The 26814-nt window shown below is 59.0% G+C and carries 23 protein-coding genes and 3 pseudogenes; 11 read left to right on the top strand and 15 right to left on the bottom strand.

The genetic code is table 11. The features are described from left to right. Positions 1 to 44: 44 nt before the first annotated feature. Positions 45 to 2081: a DNA cytosine methyltransferase gene (locus PLD_RS11600; protein ID WP_159892708.1), complete on the top strand. Its 2037-nt coding sequence runs from the start codon at positions 45 to 47 to the stop codon at positions 2079 to 2081. Here the strand turns inward: PLD_RS11600 and PLD_RS11595 are convergent. Continuing rightward, positions 2078 to 2287: a hypothetical protein gene (locus PLD_RS11595; protein ID WP_159892706.1), complete on the bottom strand. Its 210-nt coding sequence runs from the start codon at positions 2285 to 2287 to the stop codon at positions 2078 to 2080. The genes PLD_RS11600 and PLD_RS11595 overlap by 4 nt on opposite strands. A 47-nt stretch (positions 2288 to 2334) precedes the next feature. Here PLD_RS11595 and PLD_RS11590 point away from each other — a divergent pair, with 47 nt between their 5' ends. The 6 genes from PLD_RS11590 (at position 2335) to PLD_RS11565 (ending at position 6382) form a co-directional block, all read left to right on the top strand. Next, positions 2335 to 2904: a hypothetical protein gene (locus tag PLD_RS11590; protein ID WP_159892704.1), complete on the top strand. Its 570-nt coding sequence runs from the start codon at positions 2335 to 2337 to the stop codon at positions 2902 to 2904. Positions 2905 to 2986: 82 nt separating this feature from the next. Further along, positions 2987 to 3403 carry a hypothetical protein gene (locus PLD_RS11585; RefSeq protein ID WP_159892702.1) on the top strand — a complete coding sequence of 139 codons (417 nt, stop codon included), beginning with the start codon at positions 2987 to 2989 and terminating at the stop codon, positions 3401 to 3403. A 58-nt stretch (positions 3404 to 3461) separates the two neighbouring features. Next, positions 3462 to 4220 (top strand): hypothetical protein, encoded by a 759-nt coding sequence (locus tag PLD_RS11580; protein WP_159892700.1) that lies wholly within the window; start codon positions 3462 to 3464, stop codon positions 4218 to 4220. Positions 4221 to 4397: 177 nt separating this feature from the next. Continuing rightward, complete coding sequence (locus PLD_RS11575) at positions 4398 to 5045, top strand: hypothetical protein (protein WP_159892698.1); 648 nt, start codon at positions 4398 to 4400, stop codon at positions 5043 to 5045. 43 nt (positions 5046 to 5088) lie between these two features. Beyond that, positions 5089 to 5331, top strand: a complete 243-nt coding sequence (locus tag PLD_RS11570; protein WP_159892696.1) for a DUF4224 domain-containing protein — start codon at positions 5089 to 5091, stop codon at positions 5329 to 5331. Between the two features lies 1 nt (position 5332). After that, positions 5333 to 6382 carry a tyrosine-type recombinase/integrase gene (locus PLD_RS11565; protein WP_159892694.1) on the top strand — a complete coding sequence of 350 codons (1050 nt, stop codon included), beginning with the start codon at positions 5333 to 5335 and terminating at the stop codon, positions 6380 to 6382. 652 nt (positions 6383 to 7034) lie between these two features. Here the strand turns inward: PLD_RS11565 and PLD_RS30930 are convergent. Further along, positions 7035 to 7235: pseudogene (locus tag PLD_RS30930) on the bottom strand (acyl-CoA thioesterase); the annotation flags it as partial. On the opposite strand from PLD_RS30930, the pseudogene PLD_RS30670 reads away from it, so the two are divergent. Next, positions 7227 to 7424: pseudogene (locus PLD_RS30670) on the top strand (FAD-binding protein); the annotation flags it as partial. The pseudogenes PLD_RS30930 and PLD_RS30670 overlap by 9 nt on opposite strands. Positions 7425 to 7589: 165 nt before the next feature. On the opposite strand, the gene PLD_RS11555 reads toward PLD_RS30670, so the two are convergent. Then, positions 7590 to 8426: a bifunctional allantoicase/(S)-ureidoglycine aminohydrolase gene (locus PLD_RS11555; RefSeq protein WP_159892690.1), complete on the bottom strand. Its 837-nt coding sequence runs from the start codon at positions 8424 to 8426 to the stop codon at positions 7590 to 7592. Between the two features lie 185 nt (positions 8427 to 8611). Continuing rightward, entirely contained in the window at positions 8612 to 9496 is an 885-nt protein-coding gene (locus tag PLD_RS11550) for a LysR family transcriptional regulator (RefSeq protein ID WP_016963332.1), read from the bottom strand. 129 nt (positions 9497 to 9625) lie between these two features. On the opposite strand from PLD_RS11550, the gene pseH reads away from it, so the two are divergent. Next, positions 9626 to 10174 (top strand): UDP-4-amino-4,6-dideoxy-N-acetyl-beta-L-altrosamine N-acetyltransferase, encoded by a 549-nt coding sequence (gene pseH, locus PLD_RS11545; RefSeq protein ID WP_159892688.1) that lies wholly within the window; start codon positions 9626 to 9628, stop codon positions 10172 to 10174. A gap of 70 nt (positions 10175 to 10244) precedes the next feature. Here the strand turns inward: pseH and ykgO are convergent, their stop codons facing one another. After that, positions 10245 to 10394: a type B 50S ribosomal protein L36 gene (gene ykgO / locus PLD_RS11540; protein WP_159892686.1), complete on the bottom strand. Its 150-nt coding sequence runs from the start codon at positions 10392 to 10394 to the stop codon at positions 10245 to 10247. Between the two features lie 190 nt (positions 10395 to 10584). Here ykgO and PLD_RS11535 point away from each other — a divergent pair, with 190 nt between their 5' ends. Beyond that, positions 10585 to 10800 (top strand): hypothetical protein, encoded by a 216-nt coding sequence (locus tag PLD_RS11535; protein ID WP_159892684.1) that lies wholly within the window; start codon positions 10585 to 10587, stop codon positions 10798 to 10800. Between the two features lie 250 nt (positions 10801 to 11050). Here PLD_RS11535 and PLD_RS11530 read toward each other — a convergent pair whose 3' ends face one another. The 3 genes and pseudogenes from PLD_RS11530 to PLD_RS30665 form a co-directional block, all read right to left on the bottom strand. Further along, positions 11051 to 12457: an aldehyde dehydrogenase family protein gene (locus PLD_RS11530; RefSeq protein ID WP_159892682.1), complete on the bottom strand. Its 1407-nt coding sequence runs from the start codon at positions 12455 to 12457 to the stop codon at positions 11051 to 11053. Between the two features lie 10 nt (positions 12458 to 12467). Then, positions 12468 to 13511 carry a homoserine dehydrogenase gene (locus PLD_RS11525; RefSeq protein WP_159892680.1) on the bottom strand — a complete coding sequence of 348 codons (1044 nt, stop codon included), beginning with the start codon at positions 13509 to 13511 and terminating at the stop codon, positions 12468 to 12470. Positions 13512 to 13895: 384 nt separating this feature from the next. Continuing rightward, a pseudogene (locus PLD_RS30665) lies at positions 13896 to 14051 on the bottom strand (transposase domain-containing protein); the annotation flags it as partial. A 128-nt stretch (positions 14052 to 14179) separates the two neighbouring features. Between PLD_RS30665 and PLD_RS11515 the strand changes: the two are divergent. Next, complete coding sequence (locus PLD_RS11515) at positions 14180 to 15205, top strand: IS110 family transposase (protein WP_159891936.1); 1026 nt, start codon at positions 14180 to 14182, stop codon at positions 15203 to 15205. A 409-nt stretch (positions 15206 to 15614) separates the two neighbouring features. Here the strand turns inward: PLD_RS11515 and PLD_RS11510 are convergent, their stop codons facing one another. From PLD_RS11510 to PLD_RS11480, 7 genes are all read right to left on the bottom strand, one after another. Then, positions 15615 to 16001: a hypothetical protein gene (locus PLD_RS11510; RefSeq protein WP_159892678.1), complete on the bottom strand. Its 387-nt coding sequence runs from the start codon at positions 15999 to 16001 to the stop codon at positions 15615 to 15617. Next, positions 15974 to 16321, bottom strand: coding sequence for a hypothetical protein (locus tag PLD_RS11505; protein WP_178116147.1), 348 nt, complete (start codon positions 16319 to 16321; stop codon positions 15974 to 15976). The genes PLD_RS11510 and PLD_RS11505 overlap by 28 nt, the downstream gene beginning before the upstream one ends. A gap of 62 nt (positions 16322 to 16383) precedes the next feature. Then, complete coding sequence (locus PLD_RS11500) at positions 16384 to 16701, bottom strand: hypothetical protein (RefSeq protein WP_159892676.1); 318 nt, start codon at positions 16699 to 16701, stop codon at positions 16384 to 16386. Then, the gene (locus PLD_RS11495; protein WP_159892674.1) at positions 16698 to 17069 is read right to left on the bottom strand and encodes a polymorphic toxin type 50 domain-containing protein; all 372 of its coding nucleotides are present in this window, start codon (positions 17067 to 17069) and stop codon (positions 16698 to 16700) included. Before PLD_RS11495 ends, PLD_RS11500 begins: the two co-directional genes overlap by 4 nt. Positions 17070 to 17171: 102 nt before the next feature. Further along, positions 17172 to 18152 carry an IS5 family transposase gene (locus PLD_RS11490; RefSeq protein ID WP_159892672.1) on the bottom strand — a complete coding sequence of 327 codons (981 nt, stop codon included), beginning with the start codon at positions 18150 to 18152 and terminating at the stop codon, positions 17172 to 17174. A gap of 89 nt (positions 18153 to 18241) precedes the next feature. Continuing rightward, the gene (locus PLD_RS11485) at positions 18242 to 18631 is read right to left on the bottom strand and encodes a hypothetical protein (protein ID WP_159892670.1); all 390 of its coding nucleotides are present in this window, start codon (positions 18629 to 18631) and stop codon (positions 18242 to 18244) included. Positions 18632 to 18633: 2 nt separating this feature from the next. Continuing rightward, positions 18634 to 26811, bottom strand: a complete 8178-nt coding sequence (locus PLD_RS11480; protein WP_256674594.1) for a DUF637 domain-containing protein — start codon at positions 26809 to 26811, stop codon at positions 18634 to 18636. Between the last annotated feature and the right edge of the window lie 3 nt (positions 26812 to 26814).

Genomic DNA, 26814 nt, shown 5'->3' with positions numbered 1-26814 from the left:
CCACCACCCTCCACCGCCCGGGCATGCCCCGGCAAGGATTCTCTATGTCCGCACAACAGAAGAAACACCCCTTCGATTTCAAAACTCAATACGGACTCGGCTTCAGCACTCAGGACGATGAGATCGTTGTCGACTTCTTCTGCGGTGGTGGAGGCGCTGGTACCGGGCTGGAGATGGGCCTGGGTCGCGCGGTGAATGTCGCAAAGAACCACAGCCCTGCAGCAATCAGCATGCACACCGTGAACCACCCGGGTGCCGTGCACTACACCACGGATGTATTCGACGGAGATCCAGACGCCGAATGCGGCGGCAAGGCCGTTGGCTGGTTCCATATGTCGCCGGACTGCACACACCACAGCCAGGCTGCCGGCGGCCAGCCACGCAAGCGCGAGATCCGCAATCTTTCGTGGATCGGCCTCAAGTGGGCCGGCAAGAAGAAGCCCCGGGTGATCAGCCTGGAAAACGTGAAGCAGATCCTGCAGTGGGGCCCCCTCGTTGCAAAACGCGACAAGGCTACAGGCCGGGTAGTGAAACTCGGTGGCAGTGTGGCTGCTCCTGGTGAGGTTGTGCCGGTCCACCAGCAGTTCCTGGTGCCAGATCCAGCCCGGCGCGGGCGAACCTGGGCCGTGTTCGTCGCCGAGCTGCAACGCCTTGGCTATGCCGTCGAGTGGCGCGTGATCAAGGCGTGCGACTTCGGCGCGCCGACAAGTCGGGAACGCCTGTTCATGATCGCCCGCTGCGACGGCCAGCCCATCGTGTGGCCAGAGCCAACCCATGCCAAGAACCCGGCCAGGGGCCAGAAGAAGTGGCGCACTGCCGCCGAGTGCATTGACTGGACGATACCGAGCAAAAGCATCTTCGACCGGCCCAAGCCTCTGGCACCAGCCACCCTGCGGCGAATCGCCAAGGGCATGAAGAAATTCGTCCTCGATGCTGCTGACCCGTTCATCGTGCCGATTGCGAACTGGTCCGGCGACAGCGTGCAGTCAGCCCATGAACCGCTGCGGACCGTGACATCCTGGCCCCGCGGCGGATCGTTCGCCATGGCCAGCCCGATCATCGCGCCAGCAACACACCAGGGCAGCGACCGGATCAACGACCCGTCCGCCCCGCTGCCGACTGTGACCTGCGCGAATCGCGGCGAGCTGACGCTGATCAGCCCAACACTCATCCAAACCGGATACGGCGAGCGTACCGGCCAGGAACCCAGAGTGCCTGGCCTTGGCCAGCCGCTGGGCACCGTTGTTGCCGGTGGCGTCAAACACGCCATAGCTGGCGCGGTGCTGGTGGGTACTGGCGGCCCCGAGTACTCCGGCAAACCGGCGCCAATTGACCAGCCTGCGGGCACCCTGATGACTCAGAACCACCGATCAGTGGTGACTGCGCTCATGGCCCAGATGAACGGCGGCTTCAACACCACAGCCGCCAAGAGCATTGAGGCCCCTATGACGACAGTGACCAACACCGGCAGCCAGCAGCAACTGGTAACCGCAAACCTGGTGCACCTGCGCGGTAACTGCGATGCGCGGGATGCTGGTGATCCCCTGCACACGATCAGCGCCGGGGGCACTCACCACGGGCTGGTCACCGCCTTTATGGAGCGCCAGTTCGGCGCCAGCGTCGGCCAAGGCGTGGACGAGCCAGCACCAACCATAACGGCCGGCGGTGGTGGCAAGAGCTCGCTGGTCGAGCTGCAGCTCTCACCTGAAGTTGAAGCAGGCGCCCTGCGGGTCGCGGCATTCCTGATCAGCTACTACGGCACCGAGAACGTGAGCGGCGCCAACGATCCAGCCCCAACAGTCACCACAAAGGATCGCCTGGGCCTGGTCACCGTCACGATTAAGGGAACGCCGTATGTGATCGTCGATATCTGTCTGCGGATGCTGCAACCCTCCGAGCTTTACAAGGCTCAGGGCTTCCCAGACGACTACATCATCAGCCACGGCGCTGACGGCAAGCCATTCACTAAAACCCAGCAGGTTCATATGTGCGGCAACAGTGTCAGCCCGCCGCCAATGGCCGCGCTGGCCCGGGCAAACGACCCGTGGCTAACCAGGGATCAGGTGGCCTCAGCAGCTTAAAGAGAAAGCCAGTTGTAATTGTCGTACTGGCGATTCCCGCATTTAAGGCAGATCACATAAAGCTCGCTATCCAGATGGCTGCCGTCGGTGGTCCAGCCTGACCGAGATACGCGGCCAAGCCTCATTTTCGAGCATGTTTTGCAAAAGTACTGCGCCAGCTGGTCGACCGGATGTCTCGAAGCATATTGCGGGATTTTCGGCGCCATTCTTATTCCTCCTTGAATGCAAGTTCAGCATAGCTTGAGGTATTCCCATGCCCACAGAAACCCAACACCTGGAGCAGCGAGTAGCTGCCCTTCAGTCCGACCTGAACAGAAAGGACGAGCAGATAGACGCTCTGACCTTCAGCGACAACGACCGCGAGCTGTCCCGGCGTGACTGGTTCGAGGCCGCCCAAGCAGCAGAGAAGCGAGTCGAGGAGTTGGGCGGGCTGCTGCGGCGTGTCGCAAGCCTCGGAGTTCAACGACCCGAGCACGATTCGCCGGCTGAGGTTGAAACGCTGGAGGCGGAGATCGATGCCGCCCTATCCGCCAGCGCAGAGCCGAGTGCGCCGATTGCGAAGCAAGAACTGCAGCTCGAAGACCCTGAGCGCCAGAGGCTGATCGCCTGGGGGCGCAACTGTGGGCTTGAGGAGGCATCGAAAGTCTGTCAGCGCATGGCTCATGAGGCGTACTACCCGCCTGGGACCAGGTTCAAGCACTTCACGCCCAAAGCCCAGATGCGCCTGGGCGACATCCTGATCAAAGCGGCGAATGCAATCGGCGGCCTACCTGACGGTCCCTACGAGCGCTTTCATGCGCGCCAAGGCAACAAAACCCGCTAGGAGTACATTTGTACTCCACCCGCAAAAACCTCACCCCTCCCCCACATTCAAGTCAGCCGCTATAGCGGCCAAGGACGAAGTCATGAACATCGACAAAGAAAAGCTGAAGGCCCTGGCCGAGGCTGCACAGAACGACAGCGGTGATTATGCAGCGCTGAATGATTACGGAATGGCTGTGCCGCCGGCTGTAACGCTGGCCCTGCTTGCAGAGAACGAACACGCCCGCATGCGTATCAAGGAACTGGATCTGCTGTTCGGCCGCTACATCCTCGCCATGCGCTCGGCGCTCATCGAGGAAGAGCATGGCAAGGGCCCATCTGCCGCAATGGAGTGGATCTACAATTCGCTGGCCGGTCCTGGCGAGCTGCCTCCAGAGGGTGAGACCGACAGCCAAGCCTACTTTGACCGGGAGATTGTTGCCGTAGATCGTGGAATGGCTGAGGTTATAGAGTTCCACAATGCTCGCCGCGCCGCCCTTGGTAAAGGAGAGCAGCCATGATCCTCCCAATTGCTGCAATCGCCTACATGGCCTACCTGATCTACACGGGGCCGAAGCCATGAGCAGCCAAGTGCCGGTGGTAGTCAGCTACGGCGCTGGCACCAACAGCACCGCGATGCTGATCGAAATGGTCAAGCGCGGTGAGCGCGCGGACCTGATTACGTTCGCCGACACTGGAGGCGAGCGCCAAGAAAACTACGAGTACCTGGAAACTTTCAGCGAATGGCTTGTCGCCCGTAGCTTCCCGCCAATCGTCACGGTACGCAAAGGGGGTCGCCCCGAAACCTTGGAGGAAAACTGCCACCGCATGAAGATGCTGCCGAGCGTGGCCTACGGCTTCAAGTCCTGCTCACAGAAGTACAAAGGCGAACCGCAGGACGCCTATTGCAACAACTGGGAGCCAGCCAAGGTGGCCTGGGCAGCCGGGGGGAAGGTGATCAAATGCATCGGGTATGACGCCGGCGAACCTCAGCGCGCCAAGTTCGACGAAGACAAAAAGTACAAATGGCGGTATCCGCTGATCGAGTGGGACATGGGCCGGGACGAGTGTATCGAGACGATCCGCGCTGCCGGCCTGCCCCTTCCGGGGAAAAGCTCCTGCTTCTTCTGCCCGAACAGCAAGCAGCATGAAATCCTGTCGCTGCCGGATGACCTGAAGGAACGAGCCATTGCCATCGAGCGCGGCGCCAACCTGACGTCAGTAAAGGGGCTGGGGCGCCGTTGGCGCTGGGAAGACCTGATCGCATCGGACCGTGACCAGATGAAACTCTTTGACGAAAGCCATCAAGAAATGCCGTGCGGATGCTACGACGGCTGATCTGAAGAGTCCGCCCGGCCCGGGATCAGTCAGCCTAGGGTGGTAAGCAAGACATAGACCGGGCGAACGCAAAGAAAGTGCCACGGCGCAACGCCGGCGGCGATCAGCACCATCTGAAACCAACACATCAACAATCGGAAAGCCTGCCGGCGATGGCGGGCGAGGAAAACTATTGCCATGCCAAACCATGTGACCAACAAGGTGAGCGCTCCTGCCCACGTGCTCAAGTCGTTGATAAATGAAAGCGGCGAGATCGACTTCAACACCATCCTGCCTTTTCGTGGCGAATTCTCCTGGGGCGGAATCAGTGGCCAGGCTGAGACCGCTGCCGAGGCAATCACGGCCATGCCGCTCGACGACCATCCTTTGATTGCAGGACTTCAACAGCGCAGCCGCGCCGAAGCCAACGTATTGCAAATGAGCGACGAATGCTTCGAGCAGTTCATCCAGATGCTGCGCAACAAGCGATCGTCTGGGCACTTCCACTCGCTTGACTTCGCACGCGATGTCTGGGGAACAAAGTGGAACGCTTACGACCAGGTGATCAATCTGGATAAAGACGAGCTTTCATTCAATACCGCTTGGTCATGCCCTCTCCCGGTCCTGATGGAGCTTTCAAAGCTCCACCCAGCTGACGAAATCACCGTTCGTTATGCGGACGAAGACCTCGGCAGTAACTGCGGAACTGTGAAGTTCAAAGCTGGGGAAACTGTCTCGTCGGAGGTTGCCGGGCGCTGGAATGGAATGAGCGATGAGCAGCGTCAACAGTGGACTGCCTGGGCGCGCGACCTAAAGGGCTGGCCAGAAGACGAAGAAGACGAATAACCGATAACCACCTTCTGCCGCCAAGCGCGGCGTGGAGAACCCCATGGAAACCGAGATCCTTTCGGAAGAAGAGTTAGCCGACATCACCGGCTACAAGGGTCGATTCCACCAGAGACGCTGGCTGGACGATCGAAAGTGGCTGTATGTCGAGAGCCGCGGCGGCCGGCCGCTAGTGGGTCGCCAGTACGCCCGCATGAAGCTGGGCGCTTTGGTTCCGGCAATCCTTGACCCCAACCCACCGCCGGCAGCGCCGGCATGGACGCCTGACTTTTCGCGAGTGAACTGATATGCGCCCCCGCAAGACTGAAAATCGACATCTGCCCCCCAGGATGTACCAGTGGGTCCGGCCACGAAAAGACGGCACAGCATGGATTGCTTATTTCTACCTGGACTCAGCGGGAAAGCGCATCTCACTCGGCAAGGACCTCGACCAGGCTCGGCTCAAATGGGCTGAGCTTGAAGCCAAGGACAAGCCTCTGGATCTGCGCACTATGAAGGGGATATTTGATCGGTACATCCGCGACATCGTCCCGAAGAAGGCCCCCCGCACGCAGCGCGACAACCTCGCCGAAATAAAGCAGTTGCGCCATCTGTTCGATAGCGCCCCGATCGACTCCATAACTCCTGCAACCATTGCCGGGTATCGAGATGCGCGAACGGCGAAAGTGCGAGCGAACAGGGAGATCGCTACCCTCTCTCATGTGTTCAACATGGCGCGCGAGTGGGGCCTTACCACGAAAGAAAACCCCTGCCAGGGCGTACGCAAGAATAAGGAAACTCCTCGCGACTATTACGCAAATGACGTGGTGTGGGATGCGGTTTACCGGAAGGCGTGCCAGGAACTGAAGGATTCTATGGATTTGGCGTATCTGACTGGCCAGCGGCCTGCAGATGTCCTGGTTATGCGCAGAGACGATGTCGAGGGGGATTATCTGGGAGTGCAGCAGAACAAGACGCACAAGAAGCTTCGTATCCAGGTATCAGTCAACGGAGTCCTCAACAGCCTGGGACTTCTAATTTCGCAGATGAACGAGCGCAATGCTCAGCATCCTTGTAGCTACCTGATTGTGAGCTCACGAGGTAAGCGCATGACCGCCAAGATGCTGCGCGACAGATGGGATAAGGCGAGGGACAAGGCGAAGACGGAGGCAATTGAAGCGGGCGACACGCTTATGGCGAGCAGGATCGCAAACTTTCAGTTCCGAGATATCAGGCCAAAAGCAGCGTCAGAAATCACCGATATCGACGAGGCAAGCCTGCTCCTGGGGCACACCAAAGGCGACATCACGGAGCGCGTCTACCGGCGAGTCGGGGCTATTGCCCAACCGTCCAAATAGGAGGAAAAGCCGTTACAAAACTCGAAAGACGCCCCTTGTAGAATGCGGCCTGTAGAGCATTCAAAAAACCAAAGTTTTGCAATGAAAAAACTCTAGACCTCTTGATCTATGGGCCTTTGCATAGCGGTCTTGAAAACCGCCGACTGTAACAGGTCCTAGAGTTCGAATCTCTACGCCTCCGCCAAATCTCAACAAGAAAGCCCTGATTTTTCAGGGCTTTTTTGTGTCTGGCGTCTTTTGCTCCCAGCCTCTCCCCATCGACCCAGCTCAGGCATTTTTGGACGCGTCCGAATATTTTGATCTTTTTGAGAGGCTTTCGCCTCAATCTACTGCAACCGCAATATACCGATGGCGCCTACTGCCGTAGCCAGCCTCCGGCGTTCTGCCGCCCCAGCAGCCTACCTCCCCCCTACAGTTCGTCGGCGCAAATCGCGCCATGCCAAAGCCTCGGTTACTGTATGCATACACAGCGTCTGATTCGAGTTAGTAGCGTGCACACAGGAGACGACATAGCCGTTTGACTGGGCATTCCCATGGGCTTATTCCGTCAAGGATCAGGCAGACTTGAACAGACAGGTTCCACACGCCCTCGATGTATTCAATTTACCCACCTCGGCTAGCCTGCTCTGTCTCGTCCAAGCAACGACAACGCTCAAGGCTGGAGCAGCGCCCTCAGTGGCAAAGGAACCTCGATAACTTCTCTGGTAACCGGTGAGATGCAAACGTGTGTAAGGCTGGAAGTAAACGCCACAACACCTGGCGCTACACTGCCCTCGACTAGAAATGTGAACGAGTGAAGCCCAACACTGGCAACACTTACCTTGATAGACAGCTCATCATCCCAAGTGTTGGGACGGTTGCGGAAGCTCAAGACGCTGGCACTTCAAGCGTCATCGGCGAAGAACAGGCCAAGTCCGATGGTCTTGAACTGACCGCTGTCAAAATCGTCGTTGCCGGCGCTCGCGCCATGCAGAGCGGCAAGATCGTTGCTCCACAGCTGTACATTGCGGTCGCTGTCTCGGGCGCGGTCCAGCATCTGGCGAGACCATTCACCCGGTCGCGCAAGGCATTAGCAACAGCCAAAGTGGCCCTTGGACGCCGGGCTCTGCCCCATTGCGCAACCAAAAAACCGGCGATTATTCGCCGGTTTTCATGACTCGCCGTTCGGCGGTGCAGAGGTTCGAACCGCCCCTGCCACGCCTTCGAATCAATGCGCCGCGTTGAGGGTCAGGCGCATCTGGCGGTTCACATCCTTGTACAGCAGGTAGCGGAAGCGGCCCGGGCCACCCGAGTAGCAAGCCTGCGGGCAGAACGCGCGCAGCCACATGAAGTCGCCGGCCTCGACCTCGACCCAGTCCTGGTTCAGGCGATACACCGCCTTGCCTTCCAGAACATAGAGGCCGTGCTCCATGACGTGGGTTTCGGCGAACGGAATCACGCCGCCCGGCTCGAAGTTGACGATGTTGACGTGCATGTCATGGCGCATGTCGCTCATGTCGACAAAGCGCGTGGTGCTCCAGCGACCTTCGGTGTCCGGCATCACCCGCGGCTCGATGTCCTGCTCGTTGGTGACGAACGCATCCGGGTACGGCACGCCGTCGACTTTCTGGTAGTGCTTGCGGATCCAGTGGAAACGCGCCTCGGTGCCGCTGGTGTTGCGCAGCTTCCAGTCGGCCGCCGGCGGGATAAAGGCATAGCCACCAGGCTTGAGGACATGCTCCTGGCCCTGCAGGGTCAGGTTGACTTCGCCTTCGACGACGAACAGCACCGCTTCGGCGTTGGGGTCCTGCTCGGGCTTGTCGCTGCCGCCATTGGCGCCCACTTCCACGATGTACTGGGAAAAGGTTTCGGCAAAACCCGACAGCGGACGGGCAATCACCCACATGCGCATGTTGTCCCAGTGCGGCAGGTGGCTGGTGACGATGTCACGCATCACGCCCTTGGGGATCACGGCATAGGCTTCGGTGAACATGGCACGGTCGGTGAGCATTTCGGTCTGCGCCGGGTGCCCGCCGTGGGGCGCGTAATAAGTGGTTTTGGACATGGAGACTCTCCTCGTTGTTGTTTTGCTGCCCCGTGCAGCAGCGCCGCCGGGGTGAACAAAGCTGCGGGTCGACGCGCCACGGGGCGACGCGGACCACTGCTGGGCAGCACGATATCCAGCGCCGCCTTCATGCACAAATTAAATACCGGAATCCGGCATATTCATTTATCAAATACCAAACAGGCTCAGCTCCGAGTGTCCTGAGCCAGCACCCGCGACAATACCCGGGCCAGTTCCTTGACCATGGGATCCGCCGCCGGACGGTGCAGCAACGCCACCTCGAACACATCCACCGACGGCAGCCCGGTGCTGCGGGCCAGAACCTGATGCCCCGCCGTCACTGCGCGCATCGGCAGCAGGCCGATGCCCATGCCATCGGCAATCGCCGACTGCAGGCCGCTGAGGCTGGAACTGGTGAAACTGATGTGCCAGCGCCGGCCGATGGATTCCAGGGCATTGATCATTTCATCGCGGTACACCCCCCGCGGTGGAAAGGTGACGATGGGCAGCGGATCGAGGTCGATGCAGGGGTTGTTCGCGCTGTCCACCCAGCAGGTCTTCTCCGGCCAGCAGCCCAGGGCCTCGCGGCTGTTGCGCAGTTGCTTGAGCACCACCAGGTCCAGTTCACCGCGGTCATAGCTGGCGCTCAGGTCGCGACTCAGGCCGCTGGTGACTTCCAGCTTGACCTGGGGATAGCGCCGGTTGAAGGCGGCCAACTGCTCAGTGGTGCGCCCGGCGGCAAAGTCATCCGGCACCCCGATGCGCACCGTCAGCGCCACCGTGGCGCCGGACAGCGCCTCCAGCATCTCGTCATTCAGCGCCAGCAAGCGCCTGGCATACCCCAGCAGCGTGGCGCCGGCATCGGTGGGCAGCACGTCGCGATTGCCGCGCTCCAGCAGGCGCTGCCCGGCCATCTCCTCCAGGCGGCGGATTTTCTGGCTGACGGTGGACTGGGTCGAATGCAAGCGACTGGCGGCCGTGGTGAAACTGCCGCAATCGGCCACCGTGACAATGGCCCGCAGCAAGTCGAGGTCGAACAGACGGCTATTGGGTTTCTCGATGTTGCTCATGCAGGTATCTGTTTTTTGAATGCGAGGGCTCTTTCTACCGGTTCTTGTCTCGAGAGACAAATCCATGCGATAGCAGTGGATATGCCATCATGCGCCACCACCGCTCACCCATCCGAGAAGGACATCAGGATGCAGTTCATCCCCCTGGTCGATGCCGATCCGGCCACCCAGGCCCATGTACGCACACTGCGCAACCAGGAAGCCGTGCGCCAGTACATGTACACCTCCCACGAAATCAGCGAGCAGGAACACCAACGCTGGCTGAGTTCCTTGCGGGGCAATCCGGCCCAGGCGGTGTTTGTCGTCATGGAGCAAGGCCGGGCCCTGGGCATCGTTTCACTGAATGCCATCAATACCCGCCAGAAAACCGCCGACTGGGCGTTCTACCTGGACGCCGAACAGCAAGGCAAGGGCCTGGGCAGCCGGATCGAGTTCTGGATCCTGGACTACGCCTTCACCGAAGCCGGTCTTGAAAAGCTCAACTGCGAGGTACTGGCCAATAACCCGGCGGTCATCAACATGCACCTGAAATTCGGTTTCCAGCAGGAGGGGCTGCGGCGCCAGAACATCCTCAAGGATGGCCAGCGCATCGACGTGGTCCTGCTGGGCATCACCAAGGCGGAGTGGCAGAGCAAACGCCCCACGCTCGAACCCCTGATCGCCCGCCTGGGCCGATAGGCCACCAAGGCGCCCGGCGCTGATCGCTGCGTATCGGGCAGCTCGGTCCTGAACCAGAGCAAGCGGCGGCTCAACCCTTGTTGCGGTGTTTCGCCCCGCCCTGGCGCGCCTTGAGGCGTGGATTGGATTTGCAGATCACGTAGATCCGACCACGACGCTTGACGATCTGGCAGTCGCGGTGACGGTTCTTGGCTTCTTTGAGGGAGGACAGGACTTTCATGGGAGAGGCCCCTTAGGGGCGGGCTCAAAACGTAATAACATATCTTATTTTCAAACAAGAACAATTATCAACACCAAGTATAGTCGTCTGCCGATGCGGGTTCGGATGGCAACCTAGAGTATTGGCTCTAAAGATCAGCGCAACCCGGTCGTTACCCTTTATTCACCCCTCCACTCAAGGATGCAGTGACATGGAAATAAACAACCGTCCCCTTCCACCACTGACCGCCGGCGGCTCCCAGCCCGGCATCACGCTGCCTGACTCGGGCAAGGTGCTGACCCCACCGCCCCTGACGGCGGAGCAAAAAGAGGCGTTGGAAAAACTCAGAGACAAGGTCAAGGAACAGCCTCAGCCGCCGGTAGCGACCACGACGCCAAAAACCTCATTGATCGACGAAGTGGTCTGATCCGCCCCCAGATGGACACGGCAACGCCGGTGGCAACAGACTGGGAATCAGCGCCCGCTACCGGCCGCGCCTTTGTCGCCCGCGCACCTTGAGCATCCGCCGCGCCCTCCATCGTGCTTCCTGAGCGGGTGCACTTGACCAGCGCCTTTCTGCGGGCCGATTTCCCCCCGATCCTCCAGGCAAAAAAGCACCGGGCAGGTGACCAAACCTGCCCGGCGCCCGACGACCTGTCGTGTTGCGGCAACCAACCTCAGCCCAGGCTGTTGAGGCACACCACCTTGGGCTGGGTCATTTCCTCATAGGCGAACCGCACCCCTTCGCGGCCCAGGCTGCCGTATTTGAAGCCGCCAAACGGCATGGCATCGAAACGGTAATCGGACGAATCGTTGATCATCACCCCACCGGCCTCGATCCGCCGCGCAGCGTCCATGGCGGTGCGCAGATCGTTGGTGAAGATCCCCGCATGCAGGCTGTATTCGGGCTGGTTGGCCAGGGCGATGGCCTGATCCAGATCGTCGAACGGCTGCAAGACCACCACCGGGGCGAACACCTCATCGCGCCACAACCGGCTGTGGTGATCGACGTTCTCCAGCACCGTGGCGGCGTAGCAGGAACCCTGGCGCTGATGCCCGCAAAGCAGCCGTGCGCCCTGCTGCAGCGCTTCATCCACGACCTTCTGCGCGTTCTGCGCCGCCTGCAGGCTGATCATCGGCCCGATATCCGTGCTGTCGGCCAACGGGTCGCCACTGACCTGTTCCCGGGCCAGGCGCACAAAGGCCTCGCGAAACGCCTCATAGATCGAGGCCTGGACCAGCAGGCGCTGGGTGCCGATGCAGTTCTGCCCCGCCGCCCAGAACGCCCCGGACACGCAGCTTTCCACCGTCGCCGCCAGGTCGCAGTCGGCCATGACGATCACCGGCGCGTTGCCCCCCAGGTCCATGGCCAGCTTCTTCAGGCCGGCGCTGCGGGCAATCTGCTCGCCGGTGACAAAGCCGCCGGTGAAGGAAATCATCCGCACCTCACGCGCTGCCACCAAAGCCTTGCCCAATTCAGCACCGCCGGTGGCCAAGGTCACCACCGTGCTTGGCAACCCGGCATCGCGCAAGTAGTCCACCAGTTTGATCGCCGACAGCGGCGCCAGCTCCGACGGTTTGAGGATCACCCCGTTGCCCCCGGCGATGGCCGGGCCCAGCTTGTGCGCCACCAAGTTCAGCGGATCGTTGTAAGGGGTGATCGCCAGGATCAACCCCAGAGGCTCGCGAGAGAACCAGCCCTGGCGGTTTTCCGAGCCTTCATAGGCATCGAATGGCAACACCTCGCCGGCATTGCGCTTGGCCTCTTCGGCCGACAGCTTGAGGGTGTTGATGCAACGCTTGACCTCCTTCTGCGCCTGTTTCAGGGTCTTGCCCGCTTCATCGACGATCAGCCGTGCGAAGTGCTCGGCATCGCGCTCGATGTTCAAGGCCGCCCGCTCCAGAATCCGTGCCCGCTGATAACGCGGCAGCGCCGCGCAGTCGCTGACGCCCTGGCGGGCTTGCTGCAACAGGTAGGGCACGGCACCGGCCTCGAGGCGCGGCACCGTCCCGATCAGCCGACCATCGAAGGGGCTGCAGACGTCAATCGAATCGGCGACCGGCGCCAGGCGTGACAGGTTCATGGACAGGCTCCTAGCGGCAGGTGCGCGACTGGTGGATGTGGATGATGTCCGAGAGCAAGGCAAAGGCCGTCTCGATGCGCCCGGCGCCCGGCCCGGACACCGTCACCGCGCCCAGCAGTTCGCTGTTGAACGACACCGCGTTGATCGCCCCGCCAATCCCCGCCAACGGATGAGCCAAGGGCAACAGGCGCGGCTCGACACTGGCCTGCAGCGAGCCATCGGCCAGGCGTTGGGCCGAACCGATCAGCTTCCAGCGCGCCCCCTCGGCCCGGGCCTGCTCCAGGTCCGCGGCCGTCAGGCCGGAGATGCCCCGGCAACTGACATCGCTGACGGTCAACTGCGCACCGAGCAGTTCGTTGGCCAGGATCACCACCTTCAAGCGCACGTCAAAGCCTTCGACGTCCGCCGTCGGATCGGCCTCGGCATAGCCCAGGGCCTGGGCCTCGGCCACCGCCTCGGCAAAACCCAGGCCACCCTCCATACGGCTCAGAACGAAGTTCGAAGTGCCATTGAGAATGCCCTCAAAACCCAGCAGCTCGCTGCCCGCCAGGGATTGCTGGGCCATGCGGATCACCGGGGTGCCGCTCATCACCGCGCCTTCGTACTCGAACGCCGCCTGATTACGCTGGGCCAAAGCCTTGAGCTCGGCACCGTGCAGGGCAATCGGCCCCTTGTTGGTGGTCACCACGTGCTTGCCCTGCTCCAGGGCCCAGCGGCAGAACGTCGTGGCCGGTTCGCCGTCCACCGGATTGGTGAAAGTGGCCTCGGCAATGATGTCGGCGCCGGAGTCCTTGATCACCTGCTCGTTGAGCGCCTCCACCTGGCCGCCGGGCAGTTGCGCCAGGGCGCCTTTGGTTGCCGGCAGCTTGCTCAGCAGACCGGCATCCAGCCCCTGGGGAGCAACGATAGAGCCGAGGAACAGATCGCTGACCCCGACGATCTTCAGGCCGAAGCCCAAGTGTTTTTTCCACACGTGATTGCGCTCGGCAATCAACTGCGCCAGGGCCCGATTGACCCCGCCGAAGCCCACCAGGGCAATGTTGTATTCAGTCATTTTTGTTGTGTTCCATCCGGGTTGAAGAAGCTGATGGAGACAAGGTTAGGGGGCTGGCGCGGGCAGTGAAATATGCCGTTTTGCTGTATTTGCTGAGCATTTTGCTCAAGCCTGGAGCCAGGTGAGCGGGCATAGAAACATGGCGGGTTGCGCTGGGACGCCTTCGGGAGTGCCAGGTCCTGTATCCCTGGTCCGCCAACCTTGTGCAATCCGTCACCTTTACGCTGCTCGACGGCAGAGGGTGATGGCTGTGATTGATATAGGAGCAAGATCCATGACTACTCGGAATCGAGACATGCCGATTACCGGCCATGACTGCAACATTCCCTCGCTGTTGATCGATACCCAGGCTCCCATTGACGGTATGCGATCCATAAACCCCACCTACCCAGTGGTGGAGCAACGGTCTACCGTGGCATCTGCGGCGGGCAGTAGCGCCTCGTAGTCCTTTACTGACGAGGCATGCGGCAGCCGCTCTAGTACGTGGCGCAGCCACGTATAAGGCTCTTGGCCGTTGACCTTGGCGGTCTCGACCAGCGCGGCCAGACCGTCGATGGATTTTTGGAAGTCGACAGGCTTGGGGTAGAGATAGACTAATGAGATGGTCACCCTCACACCTTGCGAGGGCTACGCTTTCGCAGGGTGTTTTATTTTCGGAGGCCATCATCATGAGCGATTTAACGCTGGTAGGTGTCGATCTCGGTAAGCATAGTTTCCACCTGCACGGCCAAGACAAGCCAGGCCGAGAGGTGTTTCGCAAGAAGCTCTCACGGCAGCAGATGATGAGGTTCTTCGGCAATATCCCGACATGCACCGTAGTGATGGAGGCCTGCGCCGGCTCGCATTTTGTGGCTAGGGAACTGATAGCGATGGGGCATCAGGCCAAGCTGATTTCGCCGCAGTTCGTTCGCCCTTTTGTCAAAAGCAACAAGAACGACTTTGTGGATGCTGAGGCGATCTGCGAAGCAGCTACGCGTCCGACGATGCGTTTCGTGGCACCCAAGACCGAGTCTCAGCAGATACTTTCAATCATGCATCGCACGCGGGAGTCGTTGGTGCACGATCGCACGAAAGCGGTCAATCAGATGCATGGCTTTCTGCTTGAGTTCGGAATCAGCCTACCTAAAGGTCCGACAATGATGAAGCGCTTGGGGAATATTCTGGCCGAGCATGAACTGCCGGTTCGACTGACGGTGTTGCTACAGCGATTGCATCAGCACTTCAGTTATCTGAATGAGCAAATCAAGGAAATGGATAAAGAGCTTGTAGGCCAACTGGCCGACGATGATCTGGGCAGTCGTTTGCTGAGCATACCGTGTGTCGGCCCGATCACCGCCAGCCTTTTGGCTGCCGAAATGGGGGATGGTAAACAATACGGGTGTAGCCGTGACTTCGCCGCGTCCGTTGGACTGGTGCCCCGGCAGTACAGCACGGGCGGCAAGGCGAATCTGCTGGGGATCAGCAAACGAGGCGATAAGAACCTCAGACGGTTGTTGGTGCAGTGCGCCAGGGTTTACATGTTTAGGCTAAAATATCAGCACGGCGCGTTGGCCGATTGGGTGCGCTCAATGCTCTGTCGTCGCCACTCAAACGTGGTGGCCTGTGCCTTGGCGAACAAACTGGCAAGAATCGCCTGGGCGATAGCGGCCCACCATACACAATTTGAAGCAGGGCCAGACGCTTTAGCGGCCTGATCCTACTGTTGTGCTGTACCACGAACGATCCTTCCAGGTTTTGCGATAACTGAACAATTGATGATGTGAACGGCCCACCGGCCTGGTAAAGAACCTGTGTCGAAAATCGGCTTTCGAATCCGATAGACTTTTAAGGATTGCCAGGCGCGACTCTCATCGTGGCGCGGAGCGTGCTCCGTCCAGACGCCGGATAGATTTAGGCAAACCAACTAACCATCACTGATCAGCATTGCAAAAAAGGAGGTGACCATAGATTTTTCGACTTTGACGTCGGGTCGCATCATGGTGGGGCTGGCTCCAGAAAGAGATCGGGAGCACAGCATTAGGGATCAGCTTGGCACTTTGAATGTGGGGTTGATGGAGCCCCTCTTCCAGCCAGCACAGTATCATCAACATCAGTTAAGATTTTCTACACCTGAGAAAATGCTATTAAAGCGTTTTTTGATGCCTCAATAACGTTAGCCCATTCAGGCTTCGTCAAATACTCCGCATCCGTAAGACAAGTTCCATACTTATCAAAAACCTTATCAATACTCTTAACAACATCAGAAATTGCTCTTACTTCGCTTTCTCCTCTAAGCACAATCCCGATCCAAGAGCGAGGATCGGTTGCTAAATCGGTATCGTCGTATAAAAAATGAACAGTATAATTGAACTCATCATAAGCTATATCAGAGTTCGATCTAGATACCCAGGCACTGTATTGATAATCAGCACTGGACAACCCCTCCAAGTAGGAGATCAATTCGTCTCTCATCGTAGGATATTCTAGTTTGGAGAGTTCCAACTCTTCCATTTCTTATACTCACTTAATGGAATATGAACTTGCTCTGCATGATCTTTAATAGATCCTACAACAGGCTTACCATCTCTACCTATAACCTGACCATTTGACCTAACAATAACGTGATCCACTTGCTGAGTTGGCTGACTTATATGAGGTTCACCCTTATCGATCCGAACACCATTTCCTTTATTTTTGGGATCTTGCCATCTAAATCCAGTACCTTTTTTATTTGGCGAAACTGCCCAACTCCCTGGGAATTTACTAATTGCAGCATCTGGAACATCCCAAATTTTTGGTAGTTTGCTAACCCCAGCTTCAGCATCTGTCAAAGCACTTGTCGAATTAGGATTCTTGGTGGCCTGCCCTGCTTTACCAGTTCCTTTTGCAGCAACTAACTGCCAATGGCCTCTCTGCGACGGTACACGACCCGCCCAAGCTCAGATAACACCGGAAGTCTTTCGCTACCCACAATCAATTCAGAACGGCATCTCAAGCTAGAACTTTGATATGCCGTATATTGACAAACAATATCTTCAATCTCCTCGACGTCATCCTCAAGGTTCTCTTCAAGATAGAACCTCAATACCCACTCATCGCCACACCACAGCAATGCGACCATTCTAAAGTTGGCAGAGACCGCCCCTACCAACGCCTGAACAAGCATTAGCACTTGAAAGTTCCAATCTTCCAGCACAGGCTGATCACTCATTTCTGACTCCAGTTTGGATTTGTGGGGACAATGCTCGGCTTTTTTGTTCCCTTTATAACAAATACGTTAGTCGGCTGATCAGTTATACCAACGCCGAGATTCACGTTAGTTCCAGTAACACCCTCAAATTTAACCACTGGAAAACCTTGACCATTCTTTCCTAGGATTTTCACTTGGCCGGAGTGGTAAGCGTCAAGCACTTTTTGAGCATCTGAAACACTGTTCACGAAACCAACGCTCCCCCGCTCCTCAAGCTGCTGTGTCCCTGCAGTATGACGATTCTGCCTCTGGCTTATTTTTGTTGAGACCTCAGGAAAGTCTTTAGGGATAGTCTGAAGTAGGCCGCTATTTTTCGACTGCTGAGCCATAGGTGCTTTCAAAAAACGGCAGCCGTTCAAAACCGATCACGTCTGCCGCCTATTCCATCCATTTTTTCCGCTGAACGCTCCTCGCAGCAGCTATTTCCCTCATTACGGACGCACCTCTCCTGCGCTGGAGAGCAAATATCGACGCGCCATCCAAAGGTTCGACAGGGCGAACAGCGTCACCATCTGAGCAGTGTTTTTCACCAAGCCTCGGAAACGCACTTTCGTATAATCAAACTGACGCTTGATCACTCGAAATGGATGCTCAACCTTGGCGCGAACCTGGGCCTTGGCTTTCTCGATCTTGCGCATCGCTTTGTACAGCGCGCTGCGTTTACCGTGTTTTTTGTAGGTACTGCGCCGGGCTGCAATCTGCCAGATGACGTGGCGTCCCGCATGCTCTTCGCGCTTCTCGACACCGGTATAGCCTGCATCGGCGCAGACCACGTTCTCAGCACCGTGTAGCAGTTTGTCGACTTGGGTTATGTCCGCGACGTTGGCCGCAGTGACCACCACGCTGTGCACCAGCCCTGACTCATCGTCGACACCAATGTGAGCTTTGGCACCGAAGTAATACTGGTTACCTTTCTTGGTTTGATGCATCTCAGGGTCGCGTTTGCCGTCCTTGTTCTTGGTCGAACTGGGCGCATGAATCAGCGTGGCATCGACGATGGTGCCTTGTCGCAGCGACAAGCCACGGTCGCCCAGATAGCCATTGATCACGCCGAGAATACCAGCGGCCAACTCGTGCTTTTCCAGCAGGCGACGGAAGTTGAGGATGGTAGTTTCATCTGGGATCCGCTCCAGGCTCAGACCGGAAAACTGGCGCAAGATCGTCGTCTCGTACAGCGCTTCTTCCATCGCAGGATCGCTGTAACCGAACCAGTTCTGCATGAGATGAACCCGCAGCATCGCCATCAAAGGATAGGCCGGACGACCCCCTTCGCCCTTCGGGTAATGAGGTTCGATCAGGGCAATCAAACCCTTCCAGGGTACGACCCGATCCATCTCGATCAGGAACAATTCCTTGCGGGTCTGCTTGCGCTTACCGGCGTACTCGGCATCGGCGAAGGTCATTTGCTTCATTGAAAAGCTCGGCGATTGGTGTCCGGAGATTTTGCCAAATCAGGAAGTCTTTTTCAGGATTTCCTTAGGTGTAAGTATTCCTTTTGCCGCTACAAATAATCTAGCCAGTCACCGGACTTAACATTCTGTCTCTTCTTAAGAAAATCTTCGTACCGAGCTTTATGCTTTTCAACATCACCCTCAATATCTATAGAAATAAAGCCACGCCCTCTCTCCTCTACAGATAAAGCTGTTGGCTTAATTTTCATCGGCGAAAGCTCTATCAAGACCCCTGAAACCTTAGACTTATGAAATATAAAGCTCTTTCCTCCGGCTAAGGGAAGTATTTCATCCATCACAGAAAACATCATTTCAGGGTTAGACATCTCAATCTTCTCACCATCTTCATAACTTTCCGAATAGTTCTCCGGTATGAGAAAAAGCTTATAATCAATAATAACCAGCCAGCCATCTAGTTCAACAATATCGCCGATATTCATTATCACTTCCCTATCACAATGGCATTAACGCCTGTTGACATTGCGCCATCTAACAAACCTTGCTGAACACCTCTTGGCCCGACATACGGATCTCGTGTCATATAGTAACTTACGCCATCAACAGACTTAACACTATCAACAATAATGAAGTGCTTTCCTTGGCCAGCGGGAACCTGAACGATAACACTCGCTCCTTCTTGCAGTGCTTTGTTTAACTGCTCAGGTAGCATTGTAGTATTTACAGTATTTTTAACTCCCGCCTTAGATATCACATCTGATAATTCCAGAGTGTTAACGCCGGTCGGCCTGACCCCGTTTACAAAGCTTCCAATTGCATTGTCAAGGCTAATAGCCGCACCCGTTTTGTCAGTAATTGTCATTGCTGCGCAGGCTGGTCCGCATACAGGGGCGTCACCTTGCAAGACAACCGAGCCCTTTGGTTCATATGGGATCGTTTTAGGCGCAACAGCAATACCGCCTGCGCCATCAACAGAAGCACCTGCTGTCGCTTTTGCAGCAGAATTTTTTGGAGCACTAACAACACCCGGCCTCGCCCCCGGCACCCCCAAGCTAGCAACACCAAGCAAGCCCAAAACGATATTACCAGCAGCGTTCCAAGCATCACCCTCCAAAGCTTGGCCTGTGCCATGACCAACTTGAAGCACTCCGTTGACCGCTGCTGCGGTTCGGATCGTAGCGCCTACAGGCCCAGAAAGGCCATAAATTGCTGGCCCACCAATATTCGCAAGACCCTGCTGCTCATCGCCAACTCGCAGATAACTTTGAGCGGCTTTGTAGGTCAGCTCATTTTCACTTTTATCTCTCGTCCACCAAAAATTTCTATTAAAGAATCCATCAACCTCTGCACGCTCCGCATCTGCATAGGCATTTTTTGCTTCTTTGGTACCAGCATAAGGAAAAGTCCATTTGGCTTCAGAGCCATTGTTCAGGAGCTTCTCCACGCTGGCTTTCGCCGCTTGCTCTCCTCTTGCACTTGCTATTTCGTAGGCATACACCTGTAAATAAGCAGTTAATTCGGCAAAATCTTCTTTAGTAAGGGACGCGGGATTCCTCTTATATGCATCAAGTAGATTATCACTACGCTGGTCCGAGCCCTCTAAGCCAACTAACCTTCTTGCTGCATCTATTCCTTTATCTTTCTCAAAGGACTCACGGGCCTCATCACGTTGCTTGGCGGAGTGGTCCCCTAAAAAGTTGTATTGCGTTCCGTTCTTCGCAATCCAACTACCTTTTTCCATCTTGGCTGCATCTGCATCTTTCTGAGCAGCAGCCGACAGAACTCCAACAATCTGGGAGCTCATGGTCAACAGGTGTGCATCTCCCTTGACCAATCTGTTGAGTTCTACAACAACCGCCTCGTTAGCCCCCGCCGCCAAAGCTCCTGTCTTGAAGTCTCCACCTGTAGCCTCGGCCAACAATCCGCCCACCATGGCGTGTATTGCAATCTTCGGCAGGGTACCGTTTTCAATTCCCCATTGTTTGGTGTAATCGCCTACCGCGTTGAAACTTGCAGCAGCTAGCGTATTGAACAAAGCACTTCTCAAGGCATCACTTGCACTCCCACCTTGCCCCAGTGCCTTGCTCAACAACATGGAGGTGCCGCTTTGAAGTGTTTGATTTGCGGCAAACTGCCCTACACCCGTCCAGGTATATAATTTCGGCCCAATAACATTATTCGTCGCGATATCAGTGTGAGTGCCAGTCCAGCCATCAAAATAAGCAGACGTCAGCCCCGCAGTAACTCCGGAGATCACATACCCTTTCATTGCATTCGAAGAGGTCACATCCTTAAATACCGCCCCAAGATTTCCACCATTGTTGATAAAGCTAACGGTTGCATTAGTCGCAGCGCCTGTAGCGATAGCTCCCGCACCCGACACCAGCATTCCAGCGGTTCCCGAACTCATGGTCCCCGCAGCAACCGCTCCACCGGTGGCCGTCCCCATAGCTCCCATGGCCATAGGCCCAACCACCGCCGCCATCACAATCGCAATAATGATCTGCGAAGCTGGCCCCAGCCCGGAGTTGCTGTACTTGTAGGAGTCGTGGATCTCCTTCACCAGCCGCCAATCAACATCGCCGCGTTTCTCGGCCTCCTTGAGCCATGCCAGTTGCGGGTCGGCCTTGACCATCGCGTCGATGCTCTGGCTGACGGTTTGCTGGTTGACCTGCCTCACATCGATCTTCAGGCCATCAACGGCTTTGATCACGATGTTGCCGGCCGCCACCATCTGGGTCTGGCGCAGGGTTTCGTCGGTATTGCCCTTGCCTTTGGAGGACACCCAGAAGGAGTTGTTATTGGTCTTCTCGTGGCTTTCCTGGTGCAGGTCCTTCACCCCTTCGAAGGTGATGGCGCCGCCGCTGTCCAGGGTGATGTCCTTGCCGCTCTCCAGCTTGGCGACCTGATACTTCTGGTCGCCATCGCTCTTGAGCGTCAGGTTGCCACCGGCACTGATTTCGCTGCCGATATGTGTGGTGCGGGTGACTTCGTCACGCTGGGTCTGCAGGTTGCCAAAGCCTCCCTTCTTCTTCATGTCATACAGCGAATGCTCACTGTCCTGCTCCGCCAGCAGGTTCAGTTCGCCACCGGCCACCAGATAGGCTTCATCCCCAGCCTTGACCTTGCTGGAAATCAGGGTCATGTCCTGGCCGGACTTGAGCGTCACATCCCCACCCGCCGTCACCGTGGTGGCTTGCTGGTGGACGCGATCTTCTTCGCTCTTGGTGGTGCCGGTCTTGCTGGCCCAGTGTTGTTCATTGGCGGCCGAGGCCAGGGTCAGGCGGTCCTTGGCCGTCATCGAGACGTCGCCCTTGGTGTCGATCTGGCTGGCGACGGCGGTGACGTTGCCTCCGGCCTCAATGCTCAGGTCACCGCCGCTCTCCAGGGTGGCGCCGTGCTGGGTTTTGCTCTGGTCGAGGTTGCCGATGCCGCGGTCGTTGCTGACCACTTGTTCGACGGCGTTGAGGCTGACGTTGCGACCGACCTTGATGCGGGTGTCGCCACCGCTGTGCAGGACGCTGCCGTTGCTGTCGAAGTCCCGTTCGGCATCGATGCTCAGGCTGTTGCCGGCTTCGATACGGGCGGCGCTGTCGAGGAAATCGCGACGCTGCTCGCGGACGTAGTCTTCGCTGCTGCTCTGATGGGTGGTCAGGGTGCGGTCGTTGATCACGTCGCCCTGGGTGGTGGTCAGGGTGACGTCGCGCCCGGCGATGATGCCGCCAGCACGGTTGACCAGGTAGTTGCCCGCGAGCAGATCCTGGCGGTTGCCCGCCTCCACCAACCCACTATTGACCAGGTTCTCCCCCGCCACCGCCGACAGGTCATTGGCCGCGCGCAGGGTGCCGACGTTGTTCAAGTCCTTGCCGGCAATCAGGCTCACGTCCTTGCCGGCGATCAGCGCGCCGTTGGGCGCCAGGCGGTTGTTGGCCTGGGCCAGGTACAGCACTGGCACCAGCACTTGTTCGCCGTTCACTTCATGGCTTTCCAGCCAGACGATGTCGTGGGTCAGGGCGGCGACTTGTTCGGAGGTCAGGGTCACGCCCACCGACAGGTCAAGCTGTTGCTTGCTCTGGAGGGCGTTGTCCATCAGGTGCTTGAAGAGTTTTTCGTTGCTGTCCTGGCCGTCGATAAAGCGCTGGCCGGTGCGGGCCACCATGGCTTGCTGGATGAGTTTCTGTTCGTAGAAGCCATCACCCAGGCGTTTGGCGCTTTGGTCAGGGTTGTAGCCGAGGTGGGACAGCAGGTAGTCCGAGCTCATGAACTGCTTGAGGTGGGTCAGCGCCGGGTTGGTTTCGATCAGGTACTTGTGCGGCCGGGACAGGCTTGCGGCGTCCGGCAGGCCGGCGATCTGCGCAGGTGTCGGGGCCTGGGCCAAGGTGCTGCCCTGGCCACTGAGGCGGAACAGGCCGTTGCCGCTGGTGGGCAGGGTGAAGCCCGGCAGTACCAGGGGGTTGACCTGTTGCTGGGCCAGTTCCGGGGGCAGTTGCGGGTTGATCCGGATCGGCGTCGAGTAGCCGTTGCCAACGCCGGTGTCGGTCAGGGTCTTGCCGGCGCCGACGTACTCGTAGAAGGAGCGGATCACGCTGTTGTCGAGGGTTTTGTCAGCCTTGAGGTTGACCTTGCCGCCAGCCTGGATGGTGGCGGCGAAGGATTGGTCGCCGTCCACCACTTTGCTGCTGGAAGACAGCATTACCCCGGTCCAGGCGATAAAGGCGCTGAGGTCGGAGGCAAAGCTGGCAGACGGCGTCGGGTTGTTGCGGGCGTTGAACGCGGCGGCATGGGCTGCGGCGTTGCCGGTTTCGTTGACGAAGCTCCAGTAGCGCCGCAGGGTGGTGATTTCTTGGGGTTGCAGGCCCTGGTTGTGGACGGTCTCGGCCTTGACGTTGATGTCGCCGGCCGCGGTGATCAGGCTGCTGGTGTTGGTCAGGGTCTGGGTGTCGATCTGCAGGTCGGCGCCGCTGTTGAGGCTGGCGGCGGCGCTGCTGTTGGTCACCCGCAGGCGGTCGGTCTCGGCCACTTCCCACAGGCCGTTGATGCGGCCACCGCCGCGGTCATCGCAGCCGGCGCCGGGAATCAGGGTGCAGGACAGGCGAGTGATACTGGCCGCGCTCTTTTCGTGCTCGGTGTACTGCAGCACGTCCATGACGTTGTTGACGGCGCTGGCGGCGATGCTCAGCTTGCCGAGGCTTTCGATATCCCCGGAACGGTTGTCCAGCAGGTCGGCGCGGGTTTGCTGGTCGTCCTTGGCGATCAGCGCGGTGCCCAGGCTGTACACCTGGGCGTAGCGGTTGGTGAAGCTCGTGGTCAGCAACTGCATATTGCCGCCGCTGGAGATCAGGCCGTGGTCGTTGACCAGGGTGCCGGCGGTGAGGTTCAGGTCTTCGCCGCTGCCCAGGGTGCCGTGGTTGTTGATGCTGGCGGCCGTGAGGTAGAGGTTCTGCTTGGCGGTGATGCGCCCGGCGCTGTTCAGCGCGCCGTCGATCTTCAGGGTACTGTTGGCGCCGCCGGCGATGCTGGCGCTGTCCGCCAGATCCAGTTGCGCGGCGTGCAGGTCCAGTTGCCCGAGGCTGCTCAGGCGGCCCTTGCCGCTGTAGTTGCCGCTCAGGTCGAGGTTGAGCGCGGCGTCGCTGCCGATCAGGCCGTCGTTGTTCCAGTGGGTGCCGCTGCCGGTCAGACCGTTGCCCGCCAGGAGCTGGCCATCGGCGGTCTGGGTCAGGTGGTCGACCTTGACCAGCAACTGGTCGGCCTGGATTGCACTGCTGTTGGTCCAGCGCTCGGCCTCCAGGGTCAGTTGGCCGGCGGTCTTCAGGCGGCCGCCGACGTCTTCGAGGTTGGCCATGGAGATGCCGAACACGCCGCTGCCGCTGTGCAGCAGGCTGCCGCCGCGGTTGTTGAAGCCGCCGGCGTCGAAGTCCAGGTCGTGGTTGGCGGTTTCCAGGAGGCCGTCGCGGTTGTCGAAGGTGCCGCCGATATCGAAGCGGGTTTTGCTCACCAGGCCCAGGGACCGCAGTTGCCCGCGCTGGTTGTCCAGGCTGGCGGCGGCGGTGGCCAGGGTGCTGCGGCTTTCGATCAGGCCCTGGCGGTTGTCCAGGGCGCCAGCCAGCTCCAGCTCGATCTGCCGGGCGCTGATCTGGCCGGCGCTGTTGTCCAGGTCCTTGGCGCTGATATGCAGGCCCTGCTGGGCGAAGAGCGCGCCGTCGCGGTTGTCGAGGCGGCCATCGGCAGCAGTTTCCAGGGTGGCGCCGCCGTTGAGGGCGGACACCTTGCCGGCCCTGTTGTCGAGGTGGCCCGCGTTGAGCGTCAGGTCGCCCTGCTGGGCAATGATCTGCCCGCCCTGGTTGCCGGCAGCGGCGGCAACCTCAAGGCCCAGGGTGGTCTTGGCCTGCAGCAGGCCCTTGGCGTTATCCAAGTGATCGGTATTGAGTTGCAGGTCGGCTTCGCGGCTGAGGATCTCTCCGCCATCGCTGTTCTGCACTTCGCCACTGGCGCTGATCAACACCGACTCATTGGCGGCGACCCGGCCCTTCTGCCGGTTGTCCAAGTGTTCGGTGAACAGCTGCAGCCACTGCTGGCTGGAGAGTTCGCCGCCTTGGTTCTCAACCTTCGTGCTGCGCTTGAGCAGCAAGGGGCCGACGGCAGACAACGTGCCCTGGTTATTGATCAAGCGGCCCAGCAGGTCGAGGGTGACGGCGCCTTTGCCGCTGAAAGTGCCGTGGCTGTTGTCCAAATCACCGCCGATGAATTCCAGATCACCGGCGGCGTTGAGCGTGCCGCCCTGATTGTCCAGGGCCATAGCGTGCACGGTCAGGGCTGCGGCGCTGTCGATGGAGCCGCCCTGGCTGTTGTCCAGCAGATCGCGCAGCGTGAGGGTTTGTTCGCCGCCGCTGGAGAGCGTGCCCTTGAGGCTGTTGTCGAGGCTCGCGGCCTTGACCTCCAGGGCCTGCTGGCTGACCAGGCCACCGCCCTGGCTGTTGTTCAAGGCGTCGCTGAGGCTGATGTCGACACCGCCCTTGAGGCTGGAGACGGTGCCTTTGTTGCTGTTGTTCAGGCCGCTGCCCTTGAGGACCAGGCCCTGCCAGCCCGACAGCAGCCCGCCCTGGTTGTCCAGTTCCGCAGTACCGGTAATCTCCAGGGTCTGTTGCGCCAGCACCACGCCGGTGAGGTTGTCCATGCCGCCCAGCACCAGGGTGCTGCTGCCCTGGCTCGACAGCTCGCCACCGCTGTTGCCCAAGTGGCCCAGGGTGGCGTTGAGGGACTGCTGACTCTTGATCAGGCCGCCCTGGCCGTTGCGCACTTGCTCGGCATTGAGTTGCAGGCGCTCGGCGCTCAGCAGCTTACCCTGATGGCTGTTATCCAGAGTCCCAGCGCTGACCGTTACCTGGCGCTGCCCACTCAGGGTGCCGCCCTGGTTGTTCAGGGTCTGCTTGGTCGTGACCGTCAGATCACGGCTGGCCACCACGCTCTTGCCGCTGTTGTCGAGGTTTTGCGCCGTCAGGGTCACATCGCCGTTTGGGTTGCGGCTGTTGTCGGCATTGACCCCCGCTTCGATGATGCCCCGGTTATTCAGGTGCCCACCGCTGCCCAGATTGATGCTGTTGGCCGCCGCCAGGGTGCTGTGGTTGTTCAGGTCGTCTTGGGTTTGCACCTTGAGCTCGGTGCCGGCGTAGACCGCGCCCTGAGCATCGAGGCTTTGCGCCTTGATCGCCACGGCACCCTTCTCGGCAGTGGCTTCGGCCATGCGCAACTGCCCATTGGCATCCAGTTGGATATCGCCGCCACTGGCGATCAGTTTGCCGTCGAGCTTGACCCCGACCCCAGCCTCAGTACCCACCAGCTTGATCGCCCCGGCGTACATGCCGCCCAGCGCGCTGCTGTCGATGGCCAGTTGCGGTGCATCCACCGAGTTGGCGGTGCGTGCCGTGGCGCTCAAGGTCTTGGCGTCGACATCGTTGGCCCCGGCGATCACCGCCAGGTGCTTGGCCTGGATCTCGGCGTTGATCTTGGCGCTGCGGGTGATGATTTCGAACTGGTCGATATTGCTCGCGTTGAGCCCCGCACCTTCGATGGCGACGCTGCCCTGGTCCACCTGGTAACGCTGGAGCCGGCCGTTCTCGATCACCGGTTTGCCGGTGGTCAGGGTGGCTTTCGGGGTGTTGATGAAGCCGCAGCCGTTGCAGGTCACGCCATAGGGGTTGGCGACGATGACATGGGCCGATTGCCCGGCCACTTCGGTGTAACCCTTGAGCTGGCTGGGGCTGCCGCCGTTGACCTCGTTGAGGATCACATTGGCCGCGCGACCACCCAGGTTGGAGTTGCCGAGGATGATACCGCCCAGTTGGGTTGGCTGGGTGCGGTTGGTGGCGTTGTTGAGGATCACGCCCTGCTGGCCGACGTTATAGTCGCTGAACTTGTTATGGGACAGCCCGCTGCCATTGGGGGCTGCGATGTTGACGATGGGCACGCCATTGCCGGCCTGACCCAGTGTGGTGCCGCTGCCGTTGACCACGATGCCGTCGGCCATCGCCACCACCGGCTGCCAGAACATCATGTTGGCCAGGATGAACGCCAGTCCACGTTTCGGCAGGCCCCAGAAGGAGTCGCGCGATTGCAGGGCAGCCGAAGGTTGACGAACCAGAAAGGCAAACTGACGAGCGTCCATGTC

It is taken from the genome of Pseudomonas sp. LD120 (assembly GCF_009861525.1).
GTDB lineage: Bacteria > Pseudomonadota > Gammaproteobacteria > Pseudomonadales > Pseudomonadaceae > Aquipseudomonas.
Note: the sequence above shows the minus strand (reverse complement) of the source record. Positions and strands in the feature narration are given on the sequence as shown.